Genomic DNA, 25,227 nt, shown 5'->3' with positions numbered 1-25,227 from the left:
CGCATGTCGGGGGTTTTTTCTCATTGATGGTGTGATATGGACTCAATCGAACAACAACTCACTGAACTGCGAACCACGCTTCGCCATCATGAATATCTCTATCATGTTATGGACGCACCGGAAGTCCCGGATGCGGAGTATGACCGCCTGATGCGCGAGCTGCGGGAATTAGAGGCGCAGCATCCAGAACTCATCACGCCGGATTCCCCCACCCAGCGCGTTGGCGCAGAGCCGCTGGGGGCCTTCAGCCAGGTGCGGCATGAAGTGCCAATGCTGTCGCTGGATAACGTCTTCGATGAAGAGAGCTTCCTCGCGTTTAACAAGCGCGTGCAGGATCGCCTGAAAAGCAGCGACGCGCTCACCTGGTGCTGCGAGCTGAAGCTGGATGGCCTGGCGGTCAGCCTTCTCTATGAAAACGGCGTGCTGGTGCGTGCCGCGACGCGTGGCGACGGCACGACGGGTGAAGACATCACCACTAACGTGCGTACCATCCGCGCGATCCCGCTGAAGCTTCAGGGTGACAACATTCCTGCGCGTCTGGAAGTGCGCGGCGAGGTGTTCCTGCCGCAGGCGGGCTTCGAGAAAATTAACGAAGAGGCGCGTCGCACCGGCGGGAAAGTGTTTGCTAACCCGCGTAACGCGGCGGCGGGCTCGCTGCGTCAGCTTGACCCGCGCATCACTGCGAAGCGACCGCTTACTTTCTTCTGCTACGGTGTCGGTATTCTGGAGGGCGGCGAGCTGCCGGATACCCATCTCGGACGTCTGCTGCAGTTTAAGGCGTGGGGACTGCCGGTGAGCAACCGCGTTCAGCTCTGCGACTCGCCGGAAGGGGTACTGGCGTTCTACCACAAGGTGGAAGAGGATCGTCCGACACTCGGCTTTGATATTGATGGCGTGGTCATCAAGGTGAATTCACTGGCGCTGCAGGAGCAGTTGGGCTTCGTGGCGCGCGCGCCGCGCTGGGCGGTGGCGTTTAAGTTCCCGGCTCAGGAGCAGATGACCTTCGTCCGCGACGTGGAGTTCCAGGTGGGACGTACGGGGGCCATTACCCCGGTCGCCCGTCTGGAGCCGGTGCAGGTGGCGGGCGTGCTGGTGAGTAACGCCACGCTGCATAACGCCGATGAAATCGACCGCCTGGGCCTGCGTATTGGTGACAAAGTGGTAATTCGCCGCGCGGGGGACGTGATCCCGCAGGTGGTTAACGTTGTGGAGTCAGAACGTCCTGACGATACGCGCGAGGTTGTCTTCCCAACCCATTGCCCGGTGTGTGGCTCGGACGTTGAGCGTGTGGAAGGTGAAGCCGTGGCGCGCTGTACGGGGGGCTTAATCTGTGGCGCACAGCGTAAAGAGTCACTGAAGCACTTCGTTTCCCGTCGCGCAATGGACGTGGACGGCATGGGCGACAAGATTATCGATCAGCTGGTTGAGAAAGAGTATGTCCACACGCCAGCGGACCTCTTCAGGCTGACCGCAGGTAAACTGACCGGTCTGGACCGCATGGGGCCAAAGTCAGCCCAGAACGTGGTTAACGCGCTGGAAGCCGCCAAAGAGACCACCTTCGCCCGCTTCCTGTACGCGCTGGGCATTCGTGAAGTGGGTGAAGCCACGGCCGCGGGTCTGGCAGCATACTTTGGTACGCTGGAGGCGCTGGAAAAGGCGAGCATCGAGGAGCTGCAGAAAGTCCCGGATGTCGGCATCGTCGTCGCCACGCACGTCTTTAACTTCTTTGCCGAAGAGAGCAACCGTAACGTCATCGGCGAACTGCTGGAAGAGGGGATTAAATGGCCCGCGCCGGTGGTGGTCAACGCAGAAGAGATCGACAGCCCGTTCGCCGGTAAAACGGTGGTGCTGACCGGCAGCCTGAGCCAGCTTTCACGCGACGACGCCAAAGCCCGTCTGGTGGCGCTGGGGGCAAAAGTGGCGGGCAGCGTGTCGAAGAAAACCGACCTGGTGATTGCCGGAGAAGCGGCAGGTTCGAAGCTGGCGAAAGCCCAGGAGCTCGGCATTGAGGTTATCGACGAAGCGGAAATGATGCGTCTGTTAGGAGAGTCACGTGGAGAAAGAGCAGCTCGTTGAGATCGCCAATACCGAGATGCCGTTCGGTAAATACAGGGGCCGCAGGCTGATTGATTTGCCGGAGGAGTATCTGCTGTGGTTTGCCCGTAAGGATGAATTTCCGGCAGGGCGACTGGGCGAGCTGATGGCGATAACGTTACTGATCAAAACCGAGGGGCTGACCCAACTGGTGCAGCCCCTGAAACGTCCTTAAGCCTTCGCGGCGCGGGTCGCTTCCTGCGCCAGTTTTTCGGTCTGGCGCTTGTAGCGACGCGCCAGCACCGCGCAGACCATCAACTGGATCTGATGGAAAATCATCAGCGGCAGCACCATCATCCCAATCACCGAGGTCGGGAACAGAATGTTGGCCATCGGGATGCCGTTCGCCAGGCTCTTCTTCGAACCGCAGAACACAATCGTAATTTCATCCGCTTTGTTGAAGCCGCACTTACGTGCCACAAAGACGTTTACCGCTATTACAATCGCCAGCAGGACAATGCTGACCACCACGATAAACAGCAGCGAGCCTGCCCCCACCTTGTGCCAGATCCCGTTCACGACCGCTTCGCTGAAGGCGGAGTAAACCACCAGCAGAATCGAGGTCTGGTCGGTTTTTGAGATCCATTTTTTATGCTTCGCCACAAATGCGCCGGTCCACGGACGGGAGAGATGACCCAGGACAAACGGCAGCAGCAGCTGCAGACAGATTTTGCCCACCTGCTCAAGGTTACCTTCCGCACCGTGCATGTTCATCAGCAGGCCCACCAGCAGCGGCGAGACGAAAATCCCCAGCAGGCTGGAGGCTGATGCCGAGCAGACCGCGGCCGCCACGTTCCCTCCCGCGAGAGAGGTAAAGGCAATGGCGGACTGCACCGTGGCCGGAAGAATACAGAGATACAGGAAGCCGGTGTAGAGCGCCGGGTCGACGTTAACCGGCGCCCACCAGGCAAACAGCACCCCGAGGATCGGGAACAGAATAAACGTGCTGCACATCACCCAGAGGTGCAGTCGCCAGTGGCTACCGCCCGCGATAATGGCTTCACGGGAGAGTTTTGCGCCGTGCATAAAGAACAGCAGCGCGATGGCGGCCGTCGTCAGCCCTTCAAAGAACGGGACGAACCCGCCGCGAGCGGGAAAGAACGAGGCCAGTAAAACGGTAACCACCAGGGTGAGCGTAAACGGATCAACAATACGAAATAGTTTCATAATGACTCCTGAAAACAGATGTCGCTATTGTGCTTTTTTCCATTTGAGAAATAAAATTGATTTATTGCATCCATTCATGAATTAAACAGATGAATTATTCCTTACGCCAGCTTCGTATTTTCGTCACCGTCGCCCATGCCCGCAGCTTTAGCCGGGCAGGGGAGATGATTGGCCTGAGCCAGTCGGCGGTCAGCCACAGCGTGAAAGAGCTGGAGAATCAGACGGGGGTAAGATTACTCGATCGTACCACGCGCGAAGTGGTGTTGACCGAAGCCGGGCAGCAGCTGGCTCTGCGCCTTGAACGGCTGCTGGATGAGCTTAACAGCACGCTCAGAGACGTAGGAAGGCTGGGCCAGCAGCTTTCAGGTACCGTGCGGGTTGCAGCCAGCCAGACGATCTCTGCGCACCTTATCCCGCAGTGTATTGCCGAGGGAAGCCATCGCTACCCGGACATTGATTTTGTGCTGCATGACAGACCGCAACAGTGGGTGCTGGAGAGCATCCGCCAGGGAGATGTCGATTTTGGTATTGTTATCGATCCCGGCCAGGTGAGCGATCTGGAGTGCGAAAGCGTACTTTCAGAGCCCTTTTTGCTGCTCTGCCGTGACGACGATCCGCTGGCCGCGTTACCGGAGGTCAGGTGGCAGTCACTGCAGGGCGCGAACCTGGTTTTACAGGATTATGCCTCGGGCAGCCGTCCGCTGATTGATTCCGCGCTGGTGGATCAGGGGGTCAAGGCAGCAATCGTGCAGGAGATTGGTCACCCGGCAACGCTGTTTCCCATGGTGGAAGCCGGCATTGGCATCAGCGTATTGCCCGCCCTGGCGCTTCCCCTGCCGCAGGGAAGTCGACTGGCCGTGAAGCGGTTGACGCCCGTTGTCGAGCGAAAGCTAATGCTGGTGCGGCGAAAAAATCGTTCACTCTCGGGGGCGGCGCAGGCTATCTGGGAAGTGGTGCGTATCCAGGCACAGCGATTAACCGAGGCCCGCATACGCGATCCACTGTTTAACGCATCAGAAGATTAAATGTAGATATCAATCTGATTAGTGTCTGACGGGCTATTCACGCCTTCCACTTTGCCCAGTTTTTGTTCCTGCTTCTTCTGGGCCTCTTCGGCCTGCTGGCGCTGCAACGCGGCGAGCTGCGCCTGCAGCACTTTGATCTGGGTCTGAATCAGTTCCTGCTGTTTTTTCTTCTCATCGGTGCTGATGGGGCTGTTCGACAGCTCTTTTAACTGCTGGGTCAGCTTTTTGATCTTGTCGAGAATGCGGGTGATTTGCGCAGAGATATCGTTACTGCTCGAAGTGCCACTCGCGCCGCTGGTTTGTATCTGTTGGGTTGAAGCCTGAATGGTCGTCATACTTTTTCCTCGCGTTATAAAACAGAGGTATCGGCACCGGCGGGATTAGCTTGAGCAAAACTGCCATATCTGGCAGGGAGTTGCATCGATACACAATCAGTATTGATGGTGCGGTGAAAGTGTATTGGAGGTCACCGGCAGGCTGCGGATATAAGACGTAAGTCATGCGATCCCCGCATCGCGATCTTCATCCTTAAGGAGCCTCTATGACCCTCTCGAATAATCCGTGGTACTGCGCCGACATCATTCGCGCCGCTAAGCCGAACTTCACGCCTCGCGTGGCATTTATTCTCGGCTCTGGCCTGGGCGCCCTTGCCGACCAGATTGATGACGCCGTTTCTCTGAGCTACGAAACGCTGCCTGGCTTCCCGGTGAGCACCGTGCATGGCCATGCCGGGGAGCTGGTGCTCGGGCATCTTGCCGGGGTGCCGGTTGCCTGCATGAAGGGGCGCGGCCATTTCTATGAGGGGCGAGGGATGGCCATCATGACCGATGCGATCCGTACCTTTAAGCAGCTGGGATGCGAACTGCTGTTTAGCACCAATGCGGCGGGCTCGTTACGCCCGGACGTTCAGCCAGGCAGTCTGGTTGCTCTGAGCGACCATATTAACACCATGCCGGGCACGCCGATGGTAGGGCTGAACGATGAGCGCTTTGGCGAGCGTTTCTTCTCGCTGGCCAATGCTTACGACGCGGATTACCGCGCCATTCTGCAAACCGTGGCGACGAAAGCCGGCTTCCCGCTCCATGAAGGGGTGTTTGTTTCTTATCCCGGTCCGAACTTCGAGACGGCGGCCGAGATCCGCATGATGCAAATTATCGGCGGCGATGTGGTGGGCATGTCCGTAGTGCCGGAAGTGATTTCCGCGCGTCACTGCGGCCTGAAGGTCGTGGCCGTTTCTGCGATTACCAATCTCGCGGAAGGGCTGGGCGATATCAAACTCTCGCATGAACAAACCCTCGCTGCCGCTGAGCTTTCCCGCCAGAACTTTATCAATCTTATCTGCGGTTTTCTTCGCCATATTGCCTGAGTAAAACAATAAAGTGGCCCGTGAGGGCCACACTGCTATAAGGAATGGGTTATGAGCATCACGACTCGCTTAAAGATGATGTCCTTTATGCAATATTTTATCTGGGGGAGCTGGTTGGTTACCCTCGGCGCTTACATGATTAACACCCTACATTTTACCGGCTCCGACGTGGGCATGGTGTACAGCTCCAAAGGACTTGCCGCGATTGTTATGCCCTCGCTGGTGGGAATTATTGCCGACAAATGGCTGCGAGCAGACCGCGCCTACGTGATTTGTCACCTCGTTTGCGCCGTCGCGCTCTGCTATGCCGCACAGGTCAATGAGCCGGGCCTGATGTTCTGGGTCATGCTGGTGAATGCGATGGCCTTTATGCCCACGATTGCGCTGTCGAATACGATTTCTTACTCCTGTCTTGAACAGGCAGGGCTGGATACGGTGGGCCATTTTCCGCGAGTGCGGGTGTATGGCACCGTGGGCTTTATTGCCGCGATGTGGACCATAAGCCTGATGGGGGCCGAGTTGAGCAACCTGCAGCTCTATATGGCGGCTGCCGCGTCCGTGCTGCTGGCGCTCTATTCTCTGACATTGCCAGCCATTCCGGTGGCGAAAACAAAAACGTCTCCGTCGCTGGCCAGCAAGCTGGGCCTCAATGCGTTTGTCCTGTTTAAACAGCCCCGCATGGCGGTGTTCTTTTTATTCGCGATGCTGCTGGGGGCCGTGCTGCAGATAACTAACACGTTTGGCAGCCCCTTCCTGCATGATTTTGCGCGTAATCCGGCGTATGCCGATAGCTTTATGGTTAAATATCCGTCCATCCTGCTGTCCGTTTCGCAAATCTCTGAAGTGTTCTTCATTCTGACCATTCCGTACTTCCTTGGACGCTTTGGTATTAAAACGGTCATGCTGATGAGCATGGTGGCCTGGATGCTGCGGTTTGGGCTGTTTGCCTTTGGCGATCCGTCTGCAACAGGCTTTGTGCTGCTCATGCTCTCAATGATTGTCTACGGCTGCGCGTTCGACTTTTTCAATATTTCCGGCTCGGTGTTTGTCGAACAGGAGGTGAGCGCCGATATCCGCGCCAGCGCACAGGGGCTGTTTATGACAACCGTTAACGGTATCGGGGCCTGGTTCGGATCGGTATTGAGCGGTATGGCCGTCGATTATTTCTCGGTGGACGGAGTGAAGGACTGGCAGACGATCTGGCTGGTATTCGCGGCCTATGCCCTGGCGCTCGCGGTGGTTTTTTATTTCAGCTTTAACTATCGCCATACCTGTAAAAACAGCGAGATGCGCACAGTTGCGCACTAAATTTCCCCTCTGCACGATGAAAGGCTTTAAGGTAGGCACATAAGTGTTATCGCCAGGATATGTTTTGATGGAACGCGCCTATCGGACCGATCTCAAACTGCTGCGCTATTTTCTGGCCGTGGCGGAGGAGCTGCATTTTGGACGGGCTGCGGCCCGTCTCAATATGTCTCAGCCGCCGTTGAGCCTGCATATTAAAGAGCTGGAAAGCCAGCTGGGGACGTTACTGTTTATTCGCCACTCGCGAAGCGTCGCGTTGACGCATGCCGGTAAGGTGCTGATGGAAGAGTCCCGTCGTTTGCTTGCTGGTGCAAACCAGGCGCTGGCTCGCGTTGAGCAGATTGGCCGGGGGGAGGCAGGGCGCATTGAGCTGGGTATTGTCGGTACCGCCATGTGGAGTGAGGTGCGCACGGTGATGCGCGCTTTTTTGAAATCGCACCCGAATGTCGATGTCGTATTCCGCGAGAAATCCCCGGTCATGCAGATGGCGCTGCTTGAGCGCCGGGAGCTGGATGTGGGCATCTGGCGAATGGCAACCGAGCCCACCGCTGGGTTTACCAGCGTACGGTTACGTGAGGCTGCTTTTCTGGTGGCGATGCCGGAGGATCATCGGCTGGTGAGCGAATCATCGATTGCGCTCGCAGAGTTGCAGGACGAGTATTTTGTCACGATGCCTTCAGCGCATTCTGACTGGGCATTTTTACATCGCGTCTGCCAGCAGGCCGGGTTTTCGCCGATGATCGTGCGTGAAGCCGTTGAGCCGCAAACGGTACTGGCGATGATCAGCATGGGCATGGGGATTACGCTTGCCGCAGACAGTTACGCGCAAATGCAGTGGCCGGGCGTGGTATTCCGCCCGCTGAAAGAGCGTATACCGGCAGATTTGTATGTGGTGTATGACGAGAAGCAGGCGACGCCCGCGGTGAAGACGCTAATTGAAACGTTAACAGTAGTGTGATGGTTTCGTAGGCCTGATAAGCGTAGCGCCATCAGGCTATGTTTTTTACGCTCAGTACCGCAGATAGCAAAAAAGCGCCTTTAGGGCGCTTTTTTACATTGGTGGGTCGTGCAGGATGACTCGCTTCGCTCGCCCTTCGGGCCGTCGCCGTAAACGGCTCCGGTGCCTCACTGCGTTCGGCTCGAACCTGCTGCAGGTTCGAATCATCCAGATCGCAGATAGCAAAAAAGCGCCTTTAGGGCGCTTTTTTACATTGGTGGGTCGTGCAGGATTCGAACCTGCGACCAATTGATTAAAAGTCAACTGCTCTACCAACTGAGCTAACGACCCGAAATGGTGGGCGATGACGGGCTCGAACCGCCGACCCCCTCCGTGTAAAGGAGATGCTCTACCAACTGAGCTAATCGCCCATTTCGGAACTGCTGCGATAAGGTGAGAATGGTGGGCGATGACGGGCTCGAACCGCCGACCCCCTCCGTGTAAAGGAGATGCTCTACCAACTGAGCTAATCGCCCAATCTCAATTCTTATCTACACTGCGAGCCTACCGAAGTAGATGGTGGGTGATGACGGGCTCGAACCGCCGACCCCCTCCGTGTAAAGGAGATGCTCTACCAACTGAGCTAATCACCCCCGCTGTGTGGAGTCGCATTATAGGGAGAGTTGAAAATGAGTCAACGCATTTTCTAAAGTTTTTATTCGTTCGTCGTAAAATTAAGCAAAACGATCGCGAAACGGGCAGTGGCGCATGATTTCTAAACAAAAATCGCAAACTCGGGCCCGATTCAGGGAACAACATTGAGGAATCGCCGCACAGTGATAGAATATTGCCCATCGTTTTTTCCCCAGGATTTGCCGATTGCCGGCATCTTTATAACGTAAGGCCATTTCATGAAAATCAAAACTCGCTTCGCGCCGAGCCCGACAGGCTATCTGCACGTCGGTGGTGCACGTACCGCTCTCTATTCCTGGCTTTTCGCACGCCACAACAAAGGTGAGTTCGTGCTGCGTATTGAAGACACCGATCTTGAGCGCTCCACGCCAGAAGCAATTGAAGCCATTATGGATGGGATGAACTGGCTGAACCTGGAATGGGACGAAGGTCCCTATTTCCAGACCAAACGCTTTGACCGCTATAACGCCGTCATTGATGAGATGCTGGTCGCGGGCACGGCGTATAAGTGCTACTGCTCCAAAGAGCGTCTGGATGCGCTGCGCGAAGAGCAGATGGCGAACGGTGAAAAGCCGCGTTATGACGGCCGCTGCCGCCATGACCACAGCGAGCATGCTGCTGATGAGCCTTGCGTCGTGCGTTTTGCTAACCCGCAAGAGGGGTCTGTGATCTTTGACGACCAGATCCGTGGCCCGATCGAATTCAGCAACCAGGAGCTGGACGATCTGATCATCCGTCGTACCGATGGCTCCCCAACCTACAACTTCTGCGTGGTGGTTGACGACTGGGATATGGAAATTACCCACGTTGTGCGCGGTGAAGACCACATCAACAACACGCCACGTCAGATCAACATTCTGAAGGCGCTGAACGCGCCGGTGCCTGTCTATGCGCACGTCTCCATGATCAACGGTGATGACGGCAAAAAACTGTCTAAACGCCACGGTGCGGTGAGCGTCATGCAGTATCGCGACGACGGCTATCTGCCAGAAGCGCTCCTGAACTATCTGGTGCGTCTGGGCTGGGCCCACGGTGACCAGGAGATCTTCAGCCGCGAAGAGATGATCGAACTCTTCTCTCTGAGCTCAGTCAGCAAATCCGCCAGCGCGTTTAACACTGACAAGCTGCTGTGGCTGAATCATCACTACATCAATACCATGCCGCCAGAATATGTGGCGACGTATCTGCAGTGGCACATTGAGCAGGCAAATATTGATACCCGCACGGGCCCTGAGCTGGCGGATCTGGTGAAACTGCTCGGCGAGCGCTGCAAAACGCTGAAAGAGATTGCTGAAAGCTGCCGCTACTTCTATGAAGAGTTTGATGCGTTCGATGCGGACGCTGCGAAGAAACACCTCCGCCCGGTTGCGCGTCAGCCGCTGGAAGTGGTGCGTGACAAGCTGGCTGCCCTCACCGAGTGGACCGCTGAGAATGTGCATCACGCCATTCAGGCGACGGCGGACGAGCTGGAAGTCGGTATGGGTAAAGTCGGTATGCCACTGCGCGTTGCGGTGACCGGTGCAGGTCAGTCTCCGGCGCTGGACGTAACAGTTCATGCCATCGGCAAATCACGCAGCGTGGCGCGCATTAACAAGGCGCTGGACTACATCGCTGAACGTGAAAATCAGCAGTAATCACGTCTAAGAAAAAAAACGGCAGGGTAACCTGCCGTTTTTTTTATGCCTCTTTTTCCGCGATACCCAGACGTGTAAGAAAACCGTGAATGCCTTCGCGTTTCAAAAAGGCGTCCAGACGCTTCTGTTCTGACGGCGTCATACTCTCCAGCGTCTCTATAATGCCCGGAGACAGGTTTGAAGAGGGGCCATTATAGGCAGACGTGGCCTCCGCGAGATGGTAAACCGCCTGACGGTTGCGGATCGCCGGGAGACTCATTATATGTTCCTTCACGCGTGCATCGACATGAATGAGCCGCGCGCGACCGCCTTTCACGCCGTTGAGCCCTTCGGTTTTCCACCCCTGCTGACGTATCCAGCGATTGACCGTTTGTCTGGCGACGCCCAAACTTCCCGCCAGCTCTTCCGTGGTCATTTTGCTCCGTAATCTTTTCATATCAGTCCCGATCGCGTATCCCTAAACGTTGCAACAATCCGGTGATCCCTTCCCGTAATAACAGCGATGTCATCTGCTTCTGCTCTTCCGGCGTCATTTCATTAGCCAGCGTCAGGAGGAGGGTATGAAGCGAACGATCATGGCTGGTGCCTTCTGGCAGTTCGGACGTTTCGCTTGCCCGACGTGCGCTGCGGATAAAGTCACGGACTTTTTCGTTCACATGTACCAGACGCGCTTTTCCACCCTGGACGCCTGGTTTTGGTGACGTAATCCAACCCTCTTTGCGTACCCATTTATTGATGGTCTGGCGGCTATAGCCAGTGAGCAGGGCTAACTCTTCTGGCGTCATTCGTTCCTTGATCATACAATTTCCTGAATATCTGTGGGGTTAATTAACGGCTCATTTTATAGCACCGTTTTACGTGAAAACGTGACAGGCTTAACTCCTGATTACGAGCACGCTCGCAAAGTGATTCATTTGCATGATTTTTCGGCGATCGAACGGCGGTCATTGATTTTGCCGTTGACACTCCGCAGCGGAATTCATATTATGCCGCCCGTCAACATGACAGCTTTACGATGGGGCTATAGCTCAGCTGGGAGAGCGCTTGCATGGCATGCAAGAGGTCAGCGGTTCGATCCCGCTTAGCTCCACCAAACTCTGAACCCAACAGAGTGCGGTCAGTAAAGTCACATGTGGGGCTATAGCTCAGCTGGGAGAGCGCTTGCATGGCATGCAAGAGGTCAGCGGTTCGATCCCGCTTAGCTCCACCAAAATTGTAAACCCTCGTCATATGACGAGGGTTTTTTTTATCTGTTTGTAACGTCCATTACTGCATTTTGTTATCAAAAAGAAGGTATTCCTGTACCTCTCCTCAATCGACATCAATAAACCAGTCTATAAATAGACTTGAACTTGATTCGTGCAATTAATAAACCTATTATCCATCCGGTCAATGATTCGGACGGATAATATATTCCCCAACTTAATGAATAGAAAAACGTATAATAATGTAAAGATATTTATGATTGCCCTGGCACTTTGTCTGATTGCGGTACCTGTCTCCCGTTATCTCTCTCCGCGTGCAATTGTTAATGGTCATGACGTTTATTTAGCATGGTTGCCACTCAGCGTGATGCTGGCGGTAATTTTGATATTTGGGCGCCGGGCAATTCTTCCCATTGTGTTAGGTTTTACTGTCACTAATTTATTTTATGTTAATTTAGCGCCACTACAATATTCAGTTTTGCTTTTCTGTCAGACCTTTGCGCTGTTCGCGGCGTGCGGCCTGCTACGCCTTATGCTGGGCAAGCGCTGGCGCCACAGCATTCCTAACAAGCACATTGGGCTACGTATATTCTGGCTCGGTTTTATGGTGCCGTTAGGTATTAAGCTGTCGATGTATATGGCAGGCTATTTGTTTGATTTTCCGGTGACTATTTCAACCTATTTTGGCGAAGGAACGGTAATTTATAACGTTGTGGATATTCAAAGCCTGATATGCGCGGGGCTGATTTTTACCATGATGTTCTATTACCCATTAAGAATGATAATTAATCCTCGTTATGCCATCGCCTTCTGGCGGCGAAGCGTGAAGCCCGTGTTTTATCACAAGAATCCATTATATATTTTTGTCTGGCTGATGCTTTTAGGCTTCATTCTCGTCATTTTATGTGGTCCTTTTGAATCACCGGTCATTGCGGGCTATTTGATGCCGCTGATTTTTATTCTTTTTACCTTAGCAATAAGCCGCCTTACCTATGCGTTGATTTCTCTGCTGTGGGCCATCTCAGCGCTCCTGCTGTTGACCTACAACTATAACTTCCTTAACGGGGTGGAATCGGGCCATTCGCTCTCCTTTATCCTCTCCGTGCTGATCTCTTTCGCCATCTGCTTGCTTTACATGTCGCGAATTTACCAGCGCAGCGAGTGGCTGAAGCGGGGCTGGCAGGACAGGGCGCTGACCGATCCTCTTACCGGTTTGCCCAATATTCGTGCGCTGGAGGATTACCTTGAAATCCATCCGGATGCCAAAGTGTGCATTCTGCGCATGGATAATCTGGAGTTTTTGAGCCGCCACTACGGCATTATTATGCGGGTCCATTGCAAACGAACGATCGCCACGTCGCTTCAGCCGCTCCTGCAAAAAGATGAGCTGCTGTTCCAGTTGCCCGGAAGCGAGTTGGTGCTGGTCTTGCTCGGGCCGGAAATTGCTGAACGTCTCCAGCATATGGTCGATCGGCTCAACAGCAATAAGATTTTCTGGAACAACACCGGGCTGGATATTGAGTTTGGCGCGTCCTGGGGAATGGTCGAAAACGGCGAAAAGCTGCATCACACGCTGGGGCAACTGAGCTGGCTGGCAGAACAGGCCTGCGGAGAGCAAAACGTACTCGCGCTCACGAATAGCCTTGAGGCGGCATCAGGACAGACGACAGAGCGTGTCCTGATGCTGGCGCGGATTAAGCATGCCCTGGAGGCGGGGCAGTTCCATTTGTATGCGCAGCCGATCCAGAAGGCGGACGGAAGTGGGTACTATGAAATCCTGACGCGAATGGAGAGCGAGGGGGAGATTATTACCCCTGACCGCTTTATTCCGCTGATTGCGCAGTTCAATCTCAGCCACCGGTTTGATATGTGCGTCATGGAAAAATTACTGGTGTGGCTGCGCGATAACCCTGCAACGCATGCTGGCGCCCGTTTTTCCGTCAACCTGATGCCCCTGACGCTGATGCAAAAAGAGGTGGCGACCGAGATTTGCGCGCTGTTTGAACGGTACGGCGTGGCACCGCAGGCCGTCGTGATTGAGATTACCGAAGAGCAGGCATTCTCCAATTCAGGCTCGAGTATCAACAATATTCAGCAACTGCGGGATTACGGTTTCCGGATCGCCATCGATGATTTTGGTACTGGCTACGCTAACTATGAGCGTCTCAGACGCCTGCAGGCGGACATCATTAAAATCGACGGCTGCTTTGTGAAAGACATTTGTACAGACGACATGGATGCAATGATCGTGCAGTCGATGTGTAATCTGGCAAAGACGAAATCGCTCTGCGTCGTCGCGGAATATGTGGAAACACCGGCACAGCGGGAGATGCTGCTCCGCTTCGGTGTGGATTACCTGCAGGGGTACCTGATAGGTAAACCCAAACCGCTGGAAGAATTGCGGGCATAAAAAAACCGGGAGTCAGGCTCCCGGTTTTTGTTTAACGGTAAACGTTACAGAACCAGTGCCGCAATGGACGCGGACAGGACGCTCACCAGCGTAGAGCCATAAACCAGCTTCAGGCCAAAGCGAGAAACCACGTTACCCTGCTCTTCGTTCAGGCCTTTAATCGCACCCGCGATAATCCCGATGGACGAGAAGTTCGCGAAAGAGACCAGGAACACGGAGAGAATACCTTCCGCGCGCGGAGAAAGCGTGCTGGCAATTTTCTGCAGATCCATCATCGCAACGAATTCGTTAGAAACCAGCTTGGTTGCCATGATACTGCCCACCTGCAGCGCTTCGTGAGCCGGAACACCCATCACCCATGCAACCGGGTAGAAGATGTAGCCCAGAATGCCCTGGAAGGAGATACCCAGCACCGCGGCGAACAGGGCGTTCAGGCCAGAAATCAGCGCAATGAAGCCGATCAGCATGGCGGCAACGATGATCGCGACTTTGAAACCGGCCAGGATGTATTCACCCAGCATTTCGAAGAAGCTCTGGCCTTCGTGCAGGTTTGACATCTGGATATTCTCTTCGCTGGCGTCAACGCGGTATGGGTTGATCAGCGACAGAACGATAAAGGTGCTGAACATGTTCAGAACCAGCGCAGCCACCACGTATTTTGGCTCCAGCATGGTCATATACGCGCCCACGATAGACATGGAAACGGTAGACATTGCGGTTGCCGCCATGGTGTACATGCGGTTGCGTGACATCTTGCCGAGAATATCTTTATACGCGATGAAGTTCTCAGACTGACCGAGGATCAGGGAACTGACGGCGTTGAAAGATTCCAGCTTACCCATGCCGTTCACTTTGGATAACAGGAAGCCAATTCCACGGATCACGAACGGCAGAACGCGGATGTGCTGCAGAATACCGATCAGCGCGGAGATGAAGACGATAGGGCAGAGAACCTTCAGGAAGAAGAACGCCAGACCTTCGTCGTTCATTTTACCGAAGACAAAGTTGGTCCCTTCGTTGGCGAATCCGAGCAGTTTTTCGAACATTTCGGAGAAGCCTTTCACGAAGCCGAGGCCTACGTTGGAGTTCAGGAAGAACCACGCAAGTAAAACTTCAATGACCAGCAGTTGGACAACATAACGAATACGAATTTTTTTGCGGTCTGTGCTGACCAGCAATGCGAGTGCAGTAACGACAACAAGTGCCAGGACAAAATGAAGGACGCGGTCCATATTTGCTCCAAATATGAGGCAGGTTTAATTTTCGTGCACATTCTATGTAACAAGAGAAAAGAAAACGAGATCGAGGACACACTATAGTTACATCCTGTGACGAGTCTCAAAAATAGTGATCCACAATACATTTTTGTTATGTTAGGTAAATGAGTGAAAAGTTAAGTTTGTGTGCTAGTCTTCACAAAAGAGCCCGCGATTTGAGTTTCTGTTAGATCGCCCAGCTTACCCGCCCATCTATCGTTCAAAGCTATCAGAGAAATCACTGCAAACTTTATAAATGATCTTGATAATCATTCTCATTTTGATAGCATTAAACATAGCAAAGGCTATATTTCAGAGGCAGAAATGACAAACAGTCGCGTAGAGGGTAGCAGTGGCAGAGCAGCGCGCAAGTTGCGGTTCGCATTAATGGGACCTGCGTTCATCGCTGCCATTGGTTATATCGATCCAGGTAACTTTGCGACCAATATTCAGGCCGGGGCCAGCTTCGGCTATAAGCTGCTGTGGGTGGTCGTCTGGGCTAACCTCATGGCGATGCTGATTCAGATGCTCTCCGCAAAGCTGGGGATTGCGACGGGTAAAAACCTGGCGGAGCAAATCCGCGACCATTATCCGCGTCCCGCCGTCTGGCTCTACTGGGTTCAGGCTGAAATCATCGCCATGGCTACTGACCTCGCTGAATTTATCGGCGCAGCAATCGGCTTTAAGCTGATTCTGGGCGTGTCGCTGTTGCAGGGGGCGGTACTGACCGGGATTGCCACGTTCCTGATCCTGATGCTACAGCGTCGGGGTCAAAAGCCGCTGGAGAAGGTCATTGGCGGTCTGCTGCTGTTTGTGGCGGCGGCCTATATTGTCGAACTGATTTTCTCACAGCCGAATCTGGCGCAGCTCGCTAAAGGGATGGCGATCCCAAGCCTGCCAACCTCGGAAGCGGTGTTCCTGGCCGCCGGCGTTCTGGGAGCGACCATCATGCCGCACGTGATTTATCTGCACTCCTCGCTGACGCAGCATCTCCACGGTGGGACGCGTAAAGAGCGTTACTCCGCCACCAAGTGGGACGTCGCGATCGCCATGACCATCGCGGGGTTTGTCAATCTGGCGATGATGGCAACGGCAGCCGCCGCTTTCCACTTTAACGGTCATACCGGTATTGCCGATCTCGACCAGGCGTATCTCACGCTGGAGCCGCTGCTGAGCCATGCTGCCGCCACGATATTTGGCCTTAGCCTGGTGGCTGCTGGTCTCTCTTCTACAGTGGTGGGTACGCTGGCAGGCCAGGTGGTGATGCAGGGGTTTGTCCGGTTCCATATTCCGCTGTGGGTGCGCCGCTCCGTCACCATGCTGCCGTCATTTGTGGTGATTTTGATGGGGCTCGACCCCACGCGAATTCTGGTCATGAGCCAGGTGCTGCTGAGCTTTGGTATTGCGCTGGCGCTGGTCCCGCTGCTGATCTTTACCAGCGATAAAACCCTGATGGGTGAGCTGGTCAACTCGACGCTGGTGAAACGGACCGGGTGGGCCATCGTGGTGGTGGTGGTGGCGCTGAACCTGTGGTTGCTGATTGGCACAGCGTTGGGGCTGTAAAAGAAAAAGGAGCCATGAGGCTCCTTTTTGCTGTTAGTCGTCATGACCGTGGTGGCCATGTCCGTGACCTTTGCCGCGACCCCAGCCGCCGCGACGGTCGTCACGATCCCGCCAGCCTTCACGGTAACCGCGCTCATAGGCGCTGTCTTTATACCAGCCGCGGTGTCTGCCGTTATCATGTTTCCACCAGCGATCGCCGCGCCACTCATAGTGACGATGCCAGTAATCACGGTCGCGCCAGTAGCCGCCGTCCCAGTATCTGCCGTAGTCGTCACGATCGCCAATTTGTAATTTTACTGATGGCAACAGGGTGATTTCGCCCGCAGTGGCGATCAGCGGCGCCGAAGCCAGTAATACCGCTGCAAGAATCAGTGACCTGAACATACTCTTTCTCCTTCACGATCGGGGCCTTTGTTGGGCCTGTTAACGCAATTTTACGAGTTGGTAAACCTTCGTATCATCGCCTCAACTCCGAATTCCTGGGTGAGAGCACTTTTTGCTAAAAAAGGTGTTATTTTGAGCTGCTGAGGATCGCGTCTATGTGGGCCAATTCTTCCTCTGAGAAATGGCGGTTTGCCAGCATCCCCACGGCGTCATCAATTTGAGCCGCTTTACTTGCCCCAATCAGCACCGACGTCACTGCCTCATGGCGTAATACCCAGGCCAGCGCCATCTGGGACAGCTTCTGGCCGCGACTTTCTGCCAGGGCATTCAACTTCCTGACTTTTTCCAGCTTCTCTTCGGTGAGCTGATCGGGTTTAAGGAACTGACTGCCGCTTGCCGCGCGTGAGTCTGCAGGAATGCCGTGCAGATAGCGATTGGTCAGTTGCCCGCCAGCCAGCGGCGAGAAGGGAATACAGCCGACCCCTTTTTCCTGCAACACGTCCAGCAGTCCCGCTTCCGGCGCACGTTCAAAGAGGGAGTATTTCGGCTGGTGGATCAGGCAGGGTGTCCCGAGGTCATTAAGGATATCAATCGCCTGGCGAGCCAGAACAGCCGGGTAGTTGGATAATCCGACATACAGAGCCTTCCCCTGACGCACCACATGGTCAAGCGCTTTCATGGTTTCCTGCAGCGGCGTTTCCGGATCTGGCCGGTGATGATAGAAGATATCCACATACTCCAGCCCCATGCGCTTCAGGCTTTGATCGAGGCTTGCCAGCAGATATTTGCGTGATCCCCAGTCGCCGTACGGACCCTCCCACATGGTATAACCCGCTTTGGTGGAGACGATCAGCTCGTCGCGCCAGGGCAGGAAATCCTCCTGCAAAATACGGCCGAAATTACGTTCGGCGGATCCGGGAGGCGGGCCATAGTTGTTGGCAAGGTCGAAATGCGTAATGCCCAGATCGAACGCACGCTGTAAAAGTTGACGGCTGTTTTCGATAAGGGTGGCGTCACCAAAGTTATGCCACAGCCCAAGCGAGATGGCGGGCAACCTGAGCCCGCTTCGTCCGCAGCGACGATACTCCATTGTCCCGTAACGATTTTTGTCCGGCTGATAACCCATTTTCGTAACCTCTGGCGCTGAAGTGAAAAATCAGTGTATGCGTTTACATTTACGTGAAAAAAAGCAGCATAGCGCAGCCTTTTTTGTAAAGCATTCTTTCCATGTCCTTCTTATCGCCAATTCTGGACAGCCATCACGCTTATTTAATACTCAAGGTGAGGTCAAAACATTAGAAGGATACCTGTTTATGCGTACCCCATACTGCGTCGCCGATTACCTGCTGGACCGTCTTACAGATTGTGGAGCCGATCATCTGTTTGGCGTGCCGGGCGACTATAACCTGCAGTTTCTCGACCATGTAATAGACAGCCCGGACATCTGTTGGGTGGGCTGTGCCAACGAATTAAACGCCTCTTACGCCGCTGACGGATATGCACGATGTAAGGGCTTCGCCGCGCTACTGACGACATTTGGCGTAGGAGAGTTAAGCGCCATGAACGGCATTGCGGGCAGCTACGCCGAGCACGTTCCGGTCTTGCATATTGTGGGTGCGCCGGGGATGGCATCCCAGCAAAGAGGTGAGCTGCTGCACCATACGCTGGGCGACGGTGAGTTTCGTCACTTTTATCATATGAGCGAGCCGATCACCGCTGCGCAGGCGATCCTGACCGAACAAAACGCCTGTTATGAAATCGACCGGGTGTTAACGACCATGCTCCGGGAGCGTCGCCCCGGCTATCTGATGCTGCCTGCCGACGTGGCAAAAAAAGCCGCCACCCCTCCTGTAAACGCTCTCACGCTCCGGCATACGCATGCCGATAGCGCCTGCCTGAAAGCATTCCGGGATGCTGCAGAAAACAGGCTTGCCAGGAGCAAGCGTACTGCACTGCTGGCCGATTTCCTTGTCCTGCGCCATGGCCTGAAGCATGCGCTACAGAAATGGGTCAAAGACGTGCCGATGGCACACGCCACCATGCTGATGGGCAAAGGGATATTCGACGAGCGTCACGCTGGTTTTTACGGCACCTACAGCGGTTCGGCGAGCGCTGGCGCGGTAAAAGAGGCAATTGAAGGGGCGGATACCGTACTGTGCATCGGCACGCGATTTACCGATACCCTGACCGCCGGCTTCACGCATCAGCTCACCCCGGCGCAGACGATAGAAGTTCAGCCTCATGCCTCACGCGTTGGTGATATCTGGTTTACCGGCATCCCCATGCTTCAGGCAATCGAAACGCTGGTGGAGCTGTGCAAACAGCACGTGCACGAGACGCCCGTGCCGTCCTCTCAAAGCGCGATGGCCTACCCGCAGCCGGATGGCTCGCTGACGCAGGCGAATTTCTGGCAAACGCTGCAGACGTTTATTCGTCCGGGAGACATTATTCTTGCGGATCAGGGCACCTCGGCCTTCGGCGCGATCGACCTTCGTCTGCCGGCTGATGTGAATTTTATCGTCCAGCCGCTGTGGGGATCGATTGGCTATACGCTGGCGGCGGCATTTGGCGCACAAACGGCCTGTCCGAACCGGCGCGTGATTGTCCTGACGGGGGATGGCGCGGCGCAGCTCACCATCCAGGAGCTCGGCTCGATGCTGCGGGATAAACAACACCCCATCATTCTGGTCCTTAACAACGAAGGGTATACGGTGGAAAGAGCGATCCATGGGCCTGAGCAGCGGTATAACGACATTGCGCTATGGAACTGGACGCAAATCCCGCAGGCACTGAGCCTTGATCCTCAGGCCCAGTGCTGGCGGGTCAGTGAAGCGGAGCAGCTGGCGGACGTCCTTGAAAAAGTGGCGCATCACGAGCGGCTCTCGCTGATTGAGGTGATGCTGCCGAAAGCCGATATCCCACCGCTGCTGGGGGCGATCACCAAAGCGCTGGAAGCGCGCAATAGCGCCTGATTATTTGTCGTTTCGCCAGGCCATCATCATCGGTTTGCCCGCCAGCAGGAGCCAGGCGGGCAACATCACGATACAAAGCAGAGGGAAAAGCGTCGAATCCGGTACGACGACCGCCGCCATAAACAGGCTTAGCCATGCGTCGCGCGTGACCACCAGAACCAACCCCAGAATAGAACAAGAGACGGTAATCGCCGCCGGGACCGCATCGACATGCTCGTGCAGCATCAGCCCCAGCGCGACGCCGACAAAGACCGCCGGGAAGATACGTCCACCACGGAAACCGCAGGCGGCCGCTACCACCAGCGCTGCCAGCTTGATCACGGCAAACAGCAGATAGTCGGAAACGCTAAATATCTGGCTGAAAGCCAGCTGCTGCATCTCGTCCAGCCCTTTAAACAGCGTCACCGGCCCGCCGATTGCGCCTAAAATACCGAGGATCAAACCGCCAGCTCCCAGAATTAACACCGGGTGTTTGAGTCGATGCATCAGCCGGTGCAGACGTGGAAGACACCATACTGCCACCATGCCCAGCGCAATGGCGATGGCGACGACGATGGCGCCGCTGAAGATATCGGCGATTTGCATCTGGCCGTAGTGGGGCAGGGAGAGTGAAAAATGGGGATGGAAAAACAGGCTGGTGGTCAACGCCCCGGCGGCGGCGGCCATCAGCGGAGCAAACAGTTTATCCCAGAGCGGGACATCGTTATTACTGCTGAGCGTCTGCGAAAAGATCAGTGCTGCCGCCACGGGCGTGCCGAAAAGCGCCCCGATGGTGCCTGCTGAGGCGAGAATGGTCCAGTCCAGCGCGCCGACGCGGGGCAAAATGCGTGAACCGAGAAAAACTGCCAGGCCAATATTCACGGCCATAATCGGATGCTCTGGCCCCAGGCTGACGCCGCCGGCCAGACCGAGAATCAACGCGATAATCAGCCCCGGCAGTGCCGAAGGGGAAACCGGGGCACCAATCAGCGGTTCCTGCGCCGGGTCTGGTCCAGCATGGCCGGGACTGAAACGGATCACCAGGCCCACCGCAATACCGGTTAACGTCAGCATCCCAACGATCCAGGCAGGAGAGTCAGCGGTGACGCCCAGTCCTGCAGGAAGCGCGTTCCATAATAGTGTTTGCAGCACCGACGCGACTTTCATCACGACGATGAGCACCAGACTTGAAACCACGCCAATGATGAGCGCCGGAATGGCCAGCAACAGCATGGTTCTGGCTCGCGGGTGGAGCATGATGATTTCCTTGTACAAAACGGTATGACGTTACTTTGCACATTAAGCCTTATGGCAATAGTGCAAAAGGTGCTGAAACGGTAAAGTTATTCTGTGACGAAGATCGATAATCCATGGGCATTCACCTTCCGGTCGTTGTTGTTATCACGCCTTGAATTTACAGTGTCCCAAAGATTTATTCTGACTTTAGCGGAGCAGTAGAAGAATGACAAAGTATGCTTTGGTAGGTGATGTGGGCGGCACGAACGCGCGCCTCGCATTATGCGATGTAAGTAGCGGTGAAATTTCCCGGGCGAAAACCTATTCCGGGCTGGATTATCCAAGTCTTGAGGCCGTTGTCCGCGTCTATCTGGACGAGCATCAGGTAAGCGTCGAAGATGGCTGCATCGCCATTGCCTGTCCGATAACCGGCGACTGGGTCGCCATGACCAACCATACCTGGGCATTCTCCATCGCCGAGATGAAAAAAAACCTCGGCTTTGCGCATCTTGAAATCATCAATGACTTCACCGCGGTGTCCATGGCGATCCCGATGCTGAAGTCTGAGCATCTGATCCAGTTCGGTGGCGCTGAACCGGTCGAAGGTAAACCGATTGCGGTTTACGGGGCCGGTACCGGTCTGGGCGTTTCACATCTGGTGCACGTTGCTCAGCGCTGGGTGAGTCTGCCGGGTGAAGGCGGTCACGTTGACTTTGCGCCAAACAGCGAAGAAGAGGGCATTATCCTCGAAGAATTACGCGCGGAGATCGGCCACGTCTCCGCCGAACGCGTGCTGTCAGGACCGGGGCTGGTGAACCTGTACCGGGCGATTGTGAAGTCGGACGGTCGTCTGCCGGAAAACCTGCAGCCGAAAGACGTCACCGAACGCGCGCTGGCGGACAGCTGCATTGACTGCCGTCGTGCCCTGTCGCTGTTCTGCGTGATTATGGGACGCTTCGGCGGCAACCTGGCGCTGACGCTGGGCACCTTCGGGGGCGTTTATATTGCGGGCGGCATTGTGCCGCGCTTCCTCGACTTCTTTAAAGCCTCCGGCTTCCGCGGCGGATTTGAGGATAAAGGGCGCTTCAGAAGCTACGTGCAGGACATCCCGGTTTATCTGATCGTGCATGATAACCCAGGCCTGCTGGGGTCGGGTGCCCACCTGCGTCAGGTTCTCGGTCAGATTCTCTGATGCCTGGCCCTCTCCCACGGGAGAGGGCTTTTTCGTTACAGGTGCATCAGCTGGCGGAACTCTTTCACCTTGCTGCGGCTCACCGGCACCTGAAAATCCAGATCCTTCAGGCGCAAGATATAGGTGTTGTTAAACCACGGTTCGATCTCGCGGATCTTGTTTAAATTCACGCAGAACGAGCGGTGGCAGCGGAAAAAGTGCGACGCAGGCAGCTTGCTGCAAAACTCGGTGATGTTCATCGCCATCACGTAAGATTCCCGCCGCGTATAGACAAACGTCATCTTTTCATGGGCTTCGGCATAGTAGATATCATTGACCGGCGTCACGATGATGCGCTCGTCTTTGACCAGATTAATGGTGTCGTTTTCCCGTACCGTTGGGCTGGCGCTAGCGGGGGCGGTCTGCTGTTGCCATGCGGCCTCCAGCTTTTGCAGCATGCTGACAATCCGCGACTCCTGGTAAGGCTTAAGGATATAGTCAAACGCTTCCAGCTCGAAGGCCTCTACGGCGTGCTCTTTCCATGCGGTCACGAACACAATAAACGGCTTATGGGCAAACTGATTGATGTTTTGCGCCAGCAATACGCCATCCAGCGACGGAATGTTGATATCCAGGAAGATAGCGTCGACCCGGTTATGCTGCAGAAACTTCAGCACGTCCAGACCGTCATCAAAGGTGCCCACAATCTCCATCTGGCTGTGGGTGTTGATAAGCCAGGTTAGCTCCTGTTGAGCCAGGATTTCATCTTCTACGATGATGACTTTCATGGGTTACTCCACCTGGGGCAACAGTGATGTTGTTGAATGAACGGGAGTGCGCTCGTTCGGGACGTAAAAAGCAATTTCGGTGCCCGGTTCAAGACGCTGAATGTGCAGCCCATCGCCGTAAAGCAGCTTGACCCGGTGATGCACGTTCAACAGGCCGATTTTATTTCCGGGCATCTCGTTAGACTCCACGCGCTCAATAACTTTTGGATCAATGCCGTGGCCGGTATCGCGCACCGCAATACGCACGCGGTTGCCGCTTTCGGTGACGCTGATGGTGACGACGCCTTTGCCTTTACACGGCTGAATGCCGTGAACAATCGCGTTTTCGACCAGCGGCTGGATAAGCAGGCTCGGGATCACGCAGTTGACCTCTTCATCAATATCGTAAATGACCGTGAGTTTGTCGCCAAAGCGCGCCTGCTCAATCGCGATGTAGTCTTTGATCTGATACAGCTCTTTTTTGATGTCGATCTGCTCGTCATCTTTTAGCTCGATGTTGTAGCGCAGATAGCGCGACAGGTTAAAAATCAGCTGTCGCGCGGTGTCCGGATTAAGACGTATGGACGAGGAGATCGCGTTCAGCGCGTTAAACAGGAAATGGGGATTGATTTTGCTCTGCAGCGCGCGCAGCTCTGCCTTATTTGCCATCTCACGCAGCTGTTCTGCACGGGAGACTTCCAGCTGGGTGGAGATAATCTGCGACAGGCCAATCGCCATCTCCTGGAGCGAGGAGGTGATCTGATGCGCGTGACAGTAATAAATCTTCAGGGTGCCCGTCACGACGCCTTTCTCCCACAATGGGATCACCAGCATCGAGTGGATTTCCGGCGTTCGGTGGGCTTCATCATTATTTTTAATGATGATTTTACCGTAGTTGATCGCCTGTCTGGTGGTTGGGCTGATGGTGTCATCGTTGTCGCGATAGTTGTGTTCCCCGACGCCAACGTAGGCCAGCACGTGGTCAATGTTGGTGATGGCGACGGCGTCTGCGTGGATGTCGTGGCGGATAATCTCGCAGACCTGACGCAACGACTCCGCGTTAACGTGGCGAAAAAGCGGCAGCGTTTTGTTGGCGATATCCAGTGCCAGCTTGGCCTGACGGGCGGCGCTGGCCTCTTTTTCCCCTTCAACGCTTTGCACCAGCAGCACGATAAAACCGATGCACACGCTGCCCAGGATCATCGGAATCCCGATTTTCGAGACGATATCCAGCCCCAGCGCGGTGGTCGGGGCCCAGACGACGACCAGGATCATGGTCAGCGTTTCGCATACCATGCCTGCGACGATCCCTGCGCGCCAGCGCTGTTTTTTCGGGATTTTGCGGCTGATCCAGCCGGAGAGCACCCCGGCGATAATGCTGGTAATAAAGCAGGGCACCGCCGTGACGCCGCCGATATCAATCAGGTAGCGATGGGTTCCGGCAATCACGCCGGTGATAACGCCCACCCACGGGCCAAACAAAATTCCGCCGGACATCACGGCGATAATGCGCACGTTAACCAGCGAGCCCTCTACCGGCACGCCTGACCAGGTGCTGAACAGGGCGAACAGCGAAAAGATGGCGGTAACGGCCAGCAGCTCTTTTGGCGAGTGGGCGGATTTGTGCAACAGCTCGCGAAACAGGCGAATGCGGATGAGGAAGAACAGGCAAATCAGCATTAATGCCGCACGGTCAAAAACCGCCAGCAGCATAGTGAATATTTCGTGCACGAGTAGACCTGGGAAAACGGGAAAGAACCATGATAAAAAACCTGACGCGTATTGACCAGCTATCCGTCAGGTTTATCAAATGAGGAAAAACCATAATTCTTAAAGGGGATTGTCCGGCGGTCACGGACACGGCCTGATTTTTTATAGCCAGCGTATCGTCAGGTAACTGTTTTGATATCATCCTGTTAAATAACGGCTATCAGAAAGCCAACCCTGAAACAGGGGCTTCCGCTTTTTGGCACTGCCAGGTTCCGGTTTTCAGGCGATCGCTTTTTTTTCATTTCCCTCTCGACAGCATGATTTTTTTCAGGTTATTTTCTAAGCATGCCACA

Annotated in this window: 21 protein-coding genes, 6 tRNA genes and 1 other RNA gene; 13 read left to right on the top strand and 15 right to left on the bottom strand. The window is 54.9% G+C overall.

Annotation, left to right across the window (positions count from 1 at the left end; genetic code table 11):
* Positions 1-36: 36 nt before the first annotated feature.
* On the top strand, positions 37-2,076 hold the full coding sequence (gene ligA, locus ACMGGQ_RS14795; protein WP_420290216.1) for an NAD-dependent DNA ligase LigA: 2,040 nt from the start codon (positions 37-39) through the stop codon (positions 2,074-2,076).
* Positions 2,054-2,269, top strand: coding sequence for a DUF3820 family protein (locus ACMGGQ_RS14790; protein WP_045286555.1), 216 nt, complete (start codon positions 2,054-2,056; stop codon positions 2,267-2,269). The genes ligA and ACMGGQ_RS14790 overlap by 23 nt, the downstream gene beginning before the upstream one ends.
* Here the strand turns inward: ACMGGQ_RS14790 and ACMGGQ_RS14785 are convergent.
* Positions 2,266-3,261 carry a bile acid:sodium symporter family protein gene (locus ACMGGQ_RS14785; RefSeq protein WP_045909444.1) on the bottom strand — a complete coding sequence of 332 codons (996 nt, stop codon included), beginning with the start codon at positions 3,259-3,261 and terminating at the stop codon, positions 2,266-2,268. The two genes, ACMGGQ_RS14790 and ACMGGQ_RS14785, sit on opposite strands and share 4 nt — an antisense overlap.
* Positions 3,262-3,350: 89 nt before the next feature.
* On the opposite strand from ACMGGQ_RS14785, the gene ACMGGQ_RS14780 reads away from it, so the two are divergent.
* Positions 3,351-4,286: a LysR family transcriptional regulator gene (locus ACMGGQ_RS14780; protein WP_048029626.1), complete on the top strand. Its 936-nt coding sequence runs from the start codon at positions 3,351-3,353 to the stop codon at positions 4,284-4,286.
* Here ACMGGQ_RS14780 and ACMGGQ_RS14775 read toward each other — a convergent pair.
* Positions 4,283-4,621 carry a FlxA-like family protein gene (locus ACMGGQ_RS14775; protein ID WP_045909442.1) on the bottom strand — a complete coding sequence of 113 codons (339 nt, stop codon included), beginning with the start codon at positions 4,619-4,621 and terminating at the stop codon, positions 4,283-4,285. The two genes, ACMGGQ_RS14780 and ACMGGQ_RS14775, sit on opposite strands and share 4 nt — an antisense overlap.
* 206 nt (positions 4,622-4,827) lie before the next feature.
* Here ACMGGQ_RS14775 and xapA point away from each other — a divergent pair, with 206 nt between their 5' ends.
* The 3 genes from xapA to ACMGGQ_RS14760 all read left to right on the top strand — a co-directional run bounded on the left by xapA (position 4,828) and on the right by ACMGGQ_RS14760 (position 7,915).
* On the top strand, positions 4,828-5,652 hold the full coding sequence (gene xapA / locus ACMGGQ_RS14770; protein ID WP_252073008.1) for a xanthosine phosphorylase: 825 nt from the start codon (positions 4,828-4,830) through the stop codon (positions 5,650-5,652).
* A 51-nt stretch (positions 5,653-5,703) separates the two neighbouring features.
* Complete coding sequence (locus tag ACMGGQ_RS14765) at positions 5,704-6,960, top strand: nucleoside permease (protein WP_420290215.1); 1,257 nt, start codon at positions 5,704-5,706, stop codon at positions 6,958-6,960.
* A 67-nt stretch (positions 6,961-7,027) separates the two neighbouring features.
* Positions 7,028-7,915 (top strand): LysR family transcriptional regulator, encoded by an 888-nt coding sequence (locus ACMGGQ_RS14760; RefSeq protein WP_048029629.1) that lies wholly within the window; start codon positions 7,028-7,030, stop codon positions 7,913-7,915.
* A 99-nt stretch (positions 7,916-8,014) separates the two neighbouring features.
* Here ACMGGQ_RS14760 and ACMGGQ_RS14755 read toward each other — a convergent pair.
* From ACMGGQ_RS14755 to ACMGGQ_RS14735, 5 genes are all read right to left on the bottom strand, one after another.
* Positions 8,015-8,143: non-coding RNA, RtT sRNA (locus ACMGGQ_RS14755), on the bottom strand.
* 26 nt (positions 8,144-8,169) lie between these two features.
* Positions 8,170-8,245 (bottom strand) — tRNA-Lys (locus ACMGGQ_RS14750).
* A 4-nt stretch (positions 8,246-8,249) separates the two neighbouring features.
* Positions 8,250-8,325, bottom strand: a tRNA-Val gene (locus ACMGGQ_RS14745).
* Between the two features lie 29 nt (positions 8,326-8,354).
* Positions 8,355-8,430 (bottom strand) — tRNA-Val (locus ACMGGQ_RS14740).
* 41 nt (positions 8,431-8,471) lie between these two features.
* Positions 8,472-8,547: transfer RNA gene (locus tag ACMGGQ_RS14735), tRNA-Val, on the bottom strand.
* Positions 8,548-8,805: 258 nt separating this feature from the next.
* On the opposite strand from ACMGGQ_RS14735, the gene gltX reads away from it, so the two are divergent.
* Positions 8,806-10,221, top strand: coding sequence for a glutamate--tRNA ligase (gene gltX, locus ACMGGQ_RS14730; protein WP_063622216.1), 1,416 nt, complete (start codon positions 8,806-8,808; stop codon positions 10,219-10,221).
* Positions 10,222-10,264: 43 nt separating this feature from the next.
* Here the strand turns inward: gltX and ACMGGQ_RS14725 are convergent, their stop codons facing one another.
* Together ACMGGQ_RS14725 and ACMGGQ_RS14720 are read right to left on the bottom strand one after the other, a co-directional pair.
* On the bottom strand, positions 10,265-10,657 hold the full coding sequence (locus tag ACMGGQ_RS14725) for a YfeC-like transcriptional regulator (RefSeq protein WP_262821690.1): 393 nt from the start codon (positions 10,655-10,657) through the stop codon (positions 10,265-10,267).
* Position 10,658: 1 nt separating this feature from the next.
* Positions 10,659-11,021 (bottom strand): YfeC-like transcriptional regulator, encoded by a 363-nt coding sequence (locus ACMGGQ_RS14720; RefSeq protein WP_045909399.1) that lies wholly within the window; start codon positions 11,019-11,021, stop codon positions 10,659-10,661.
* A 217-nt stretch (positions 11,022-11,238) separates the two neighbouring features.
* Here ACMGGQ_RS14720 and ACMGGQ_RS14715 point away from each other — a divergent pair.
* The 3 genes from ACMGGQ_RS14715 (at position 11,239) to ACMGGQ_RS14705 (ending at position 13,836) form a co-directional block, all read left to right on the top strand.
* Positions 11,239-11,314: transfer RNA gene (locus tag ACMGGQ_RS14715), tRNA-Ala, on the top strand.
* Positions 11,315-11,355: 41 nt separating this feature from the next.
* Positions 11,356-11,431, top strand: a tRNA-Ala gene (locus ACMGGQ_RS14710).
* A gap of 215 nt (positions 11,432-11,646) precedes the next feature.
* Positions 11,647-13,836 carry an EAL domain-containing protein gene (locus ACMGGQ_RS14705; RefSeq protein WP_048224362.1) on the top strand — a complete coding sequence of 730 codons (2,190 nt, stop codon included), beginning with the start codon at positions 11,647-11,649 and terminating at the stop codon, positions 13,834-13,836.
* A gap of 44 nt (positions 13,837-13,880) precedes the next feature.
* Here ACMGGQ_RS14705 and ACMGGQ_RS14700 read toward each other — a convergent pair whose 3' ends face one another.
* Positions 13,881-15,068, bottom strand: coding sequence for a NupC/NupG family nucleoside CNT transporter (locus ACMGGQ_RS14700; RefSeq protein WP_045909397.1), 1,188 nt, complete (start codon positions 15,066-15,068; stop codon positions 13,881-13,883).
* A 348-nt stretch (positions 15,069-15,416) separates the two neighbouring features.
* Here ACMGGQ_RS14700 and ACMGGQ_RS14695 point away from each other — a divergent pair, with 348 nt between their 5' ends.
* Positions 15,417-16,655: an Nramp family divalent metal transporter gene (locus ACMGGQ_RS14695; protein WP_048029632.1), complete on the top strand. Its 1,239-nt coding sequence runs from the start codon at positions 15,417-15,419 to the stop codon at positions 16,653-16,655.
* Positions 16,656-16,688: 33 nt separating this feature from the next.
* On the opposite strand, the gene ACMGGQ_RS14690 is transcribed toward ACMGGQ_RS14695, so the two are convergent.
* On the bottom strand, positions 16,689-17,039 hold the full coding sequence (locus tag ACMGGQ_RS14690) for a DUF2502 domain-containing protein (protein ID WP_048224360.1): 351 nt from the start codon (positions 17,037-17,039) through the stop codon (positions 16,689-16,691).
* Between the two features lie 127 nt (positions 17,040-17,166).
* The gene (gene mgrA / locus ACMGGQ_RS14685) at positions 17,167-18,165 is read right to left on the bottom strand and encodes an L-glyceraldehyde 3-phosphate reductase (protein WP_048224358.1); all 999 of its coding nucleotides are present in this window, start codon (positions 18,163-18,165) and stop codon (positions 17,167-17,169) included.
* A gap of 187 nt (positions 18,166-18,352) precedes the next feature.
* On the opposite strand from mgrA, the gene ipdC reads away from it, so the two are divergent.
* Positions 18,353-20,011, top strand: coding sequence for an indolepyruvate decarboxylase (gene ipdC, locus ACMGGQ_RS14680; protein ID WP_069719724.1), 1,659 nt, complete (start codon positions 18,353-18,355; stop codon positions 20,009-20,011).
* Here ipdC and ACMGGQ_RS14675 read toward each other — a convergent pair whose 3' ends face one another.
* Positions 20,012-21,247, bottom strand: a complete 1,236-nt coding sequence (locus ACMGGQ_RS14675) for an ion channel protein (protein ID WP_045909392.1) — start codon at positions 21,245-21,247, stop codon at positions 20,012-20,014.
* Positions 21,248-21,452: 205 nt separating this feature from the next.
* On the opposite strand from ACMGGQ_RS14675, the gene glk reads away from it, so the two are divergent.
* Positions 21,453-22,418: a glucokinase gene (glk, locus tag ACMGGQ_RS14670; RefSeq protein WP_045909391.1), complete on the top strand. Its 966-nt coding sequence runs from the start codon at positions 21,453-21,455 to the stop codon at positions 22,416-22,418.
* Positions 22,419-22,453: 35 nt separating this feature from the next.
* Here the strand turns inward: glk and ACMGGQ_RS14665 are convergent, their stop codons facing one another.
* The gene (locus ACMGGQ_RS14665; RefSeq protein ID WP_023294232.1) at positions 22,454-23,185 is read right to left on the bottom strand and encodes a LytR/AlgR family response regulator transcription factor; all 732 of its coding nucleotides are present in this window, start codon (positions 23,183-23,185) and stop codon (positions 22,454-22,456) included.
* Positions 23,186-23,188: 3 nt separating this feature from the next.
* Positions 23,189-24,895 carry a sensor histidine kinase gene (locus tag ACMGGQ_RS14660; RefSeq protein WP_045909389.1) on the bottom strand — a complete coding sequence of 569 codons (1,707 nt, stop codon included), beginning with the start codon at positions 24,893-24,895 and terminating at the stop codon, positions 23,189-23,191.
* Positions 24,896-25,227: the final 332 nt, after the last annotated feature.

Origin of the sequence: Enterobacter sp. BNK-13, from assembly GCF_048685015.1 — a bacterium.
Classification (GTDB): Bacteria; Pseudomonadota; Gammaproteobacteria; order Enterobacterales; family Enterobacteriaceae; genus Enterobacter; species Enterobacter quasiroggenkampii.
Note: the sequence above shows the minus strand (reverse complement) of the source record. Positions and strands in the feature narration are given on the sequence as shown.

Coding starts and splice junctions, on each gene's coding strand:
- ACMGGQ_RS14705 (WP_048224362.1), top strand. CDS start 11,647: ATGAATAGAAAAACGTATAATAATGTAAAGATATTTATGATTGCCCTG.
- ACMGGQ_RS14775 (WP_045909442.1), bottom strand. CDS start 4,621: ATGACGACCATTCAGGCTTCAACCCAACAGATACAAACCAGCGGCGCG.
- ACMGGQ_RS14720 (WP_045909399.1), bottom strand. CDS start 11,021: ATGATCAAGGAACGAATGACGCCAGAAGAGTTAGCCCTGCTCACTGGC.
- glk (WP_045909391.1), top strand. CDS start 21,453: ATGACAAAGTATGCTTTGGTAGGTGATGTGGGCGGCACGAACGCGCGC.
- ipdC (WP_069719724.1), top strand. CDS start 18,353: ATGCGTACCCCATACTGCGTCGCCGATTACCTGCTGGACCGTCTTACA.
- ACMGGQ_RS14665 (WP_023294232.1), bottom strand. CDS start 23,185: ATGAAAGTCATCATCGTAGAAGATGAAATCCTGGCTCAACAGGAGCTA.
- xapA (WP_252073008.1), top strand. CDS start 4,828: ATGACCCTCTCGAATAATCCGTGGTACTGCGCCGACATCATTCGCGCC.
- ACMGGQ_RS14675 (WP_045909392.1), bottom strand. CDS start 21,247: ATGCTCCACCCGCGAGCCAGAACCATGCTGTTGCTGGCCATTCCGGCG.
- ACMGGQ_RS14725 (WP_262821690.1), bottom strand. CDS start 10,657: ATGAAAAGATTACGGAGCAAAATGACCACGGAAGAGCTGGCGGGAAGT.
- ACMGGQ_RS14700 (WP_045909397.1), bottom strand. CDS start 15,068: ATGGACCGCGTCCTTCATTTTGTCCTGGCACTTGTTGTCGTTACTGCA.
- ACMGGQ_RS14760 (WP_048029629.1), top strand. CDS start 7,028: ATGGAACGCGCCTATCGGACCGATCTCAAACTGCTGCGCTATTTTCTG.
- ACMGGQ_RS14780 (WP_048029626.1), top strand. CDS start 3,351: ATGAATTATTCCTTACGCCAGCTTCGTATTTTCGTCACCGTCGCCCAT.
- ligA (WP_420290216.1), top strand. CDS start 37: ATGGACTCAATCGAACAACAACTCACTGAACTGCGAACCACGCTTCGC.
- ACMGGQ_RS14785 (WP_045909444.1), bottom strand. CDS start 3,261: ATGAAACTATTTCGTATTGTTGATCCGTTTACGCTCACCCTGGTGGTT.
- ACMGGQ_RS14690 (WP_048224360.1), bottom strand. CDS start 17,039: ATGTTCAGGTCACTGATTCTTGCAGCGGTATTACTGGCTTCGGCGCCG.
- ACMGGQ_RS14765 (WP_420290215.1), top strand. CDS start 5,704: ATGAGCATCACGACTCGCTTAAAGATGATGTCCTTTATGCAATATTTT.
- mgrA (WP_048224358.1), bottom strand. CDS start 18,165: ATGGGTTATCAGCCGGACAAAAATCGTTACGGGACAATGGAGTATCGT.
- gltX (WP_063622216.1), top strand. CDS start 8,806: ATGAAAATCAAAACTCGCTTCGCGCCGAGCCCGACAGGCTATCTGCAC.
- ACMGGQ_RS14695 (WP_048029632.1), top strand. CDS start 15,417: ATGACAAACAGTCGCGTAGAGGGTAGCAGTGGCAGAGCAGCGCGCAAG.